The following is a 1,311-nucleotide window of genomic DNA, read 5'->3' as shown; positions in this document are numbered from 1 at the left end:
GAACACGATCGTGCGGGGCCGTGTGGAGGCCTTCGGTCCCGGGGTGAACAGTTCCACGTCGACCCCGGGCGTGATCTCCAGAGCCCCGGGACGGCCGGAAGCCAGCGAGGCGGGTGACACCGCGACCAGGGCGCGGGTGCGGGCGAACACCCGGGGCAGGGCCTTCCGCTCGTAGAGGCCGAGAAGCCGATCGCGGACTCTGTCGCCCTTGACCATGGTTCCGGCGTGGTAGGTCATGACGGCCGGACGCCTTCCGGACACGGCGACCGCCAGTTCGCCGAGGCCGGGGACGGGTGCGTGGGCGTGGACGACGTCGACGTGGAGCCGGCGCAGCCAGCGGCGCAGCTGGAACGGCCACAACGGATTGACCGGCGTGTTGATGTACCGGCTCGTCCAGGTGCCCAGGCGGACGACCGGCACGCCGTCCTCCACGTTCACCGAGGTGCGCCATCCGGTCGTGCTCGCCGTGATGACCGCCGCCCGCATCCCCGGATCCGCGGCGACCGCCTGAGCGACGCGGTGCGCGTACTGTTCGACACCGCCGATGTGGGGCGCGTAGTAGGGCGCGACGACGGCGACCGTGCGCGTCCGGCGGCCGGGGGCGGCGGCACGGTCGAAGACCTCGACGGTACGGTCGCACAGCTCCTCCCAGCGGGGTTCCCCCGGCGCGTCCTCGCCGCCGCGGTGGCCGATCGCGGTGGCCCGGGCCGCGAGGGTCCCGGGCAGCTGAGCGGTGGAGTCCGCTACACACACGATCTCGCGTGCTCGTGAGGCGGCCTCGGCCGAGATCGCCCGGAGGGCCGGCGTCCGCGAACCTCGCCGGGATCCGTCGACATGGCAGGTCAGCACAAGGGGCAGGTCGCGGCATGCGCGAGCCGCCGCGGCGGCCAGCGGGGGGCTGGGGGCGTGGACGTCGACGAGGTCCACATGCTCCGTTGCGATGATGCGGCGCAGGTCGTGGACCCGGCGCAGAGCCGGCGGAGTGCCGGGCGCGGCCAGCCGGTAGACCGGCATGCCGTCGTCACCGACGTGGCGCCGCGGCTTCGTCCCCCGTTCCGAGGCCGCCGCCACCACCACTCGGTAACCATGGCGGGAGTTCAGGAGGCGGGCGAGATGCCACACGTGCCGCGTCACCGGACCGTCGTCGTCGGGCGGGAAGTGTGGCGCCACGATGAGAACTGAACGCGGTTTCATGGGGAGGCTCCTGATGAGGGGTCCTGCGCGACGCGATCGCCGGTCTCAGGCGTGGGTCGGTGTGAGGGGGAGTGATCGGAAGAGGTCGAGGTAGCGGTCGGTGAGGGTGGGCCAGGC

Annotated in this window: 1 protein-coding gene; it reads right to left on the bottom strand. The window is 72.9% G+C overall.

The annotated features are described in order from the left end of the window. On the bottom strand, nt 1-1,170 hold a 1,170-nt coding region (locus AB0E14_RS39770), incomplete at its 3' end, for a glycosyltransferase (RefSeq protein WP_362430483.1). Nucleotides 1,171-1,311 lie beyond the last annotated feature (141 nt).

Source organism: Streptomyces sp. NPDC047981 (assembly GCF_040653315.1).
GTDB lineage: Bacteria > Actinomycetota > Actinomycetes > Streptomycetales > Streptomycetaceae > Streptomyces.
Note: the sequence above shows the minus strand (reverse complement) of the source record. Positions and strands in the feature narration are given on the sequence as shown.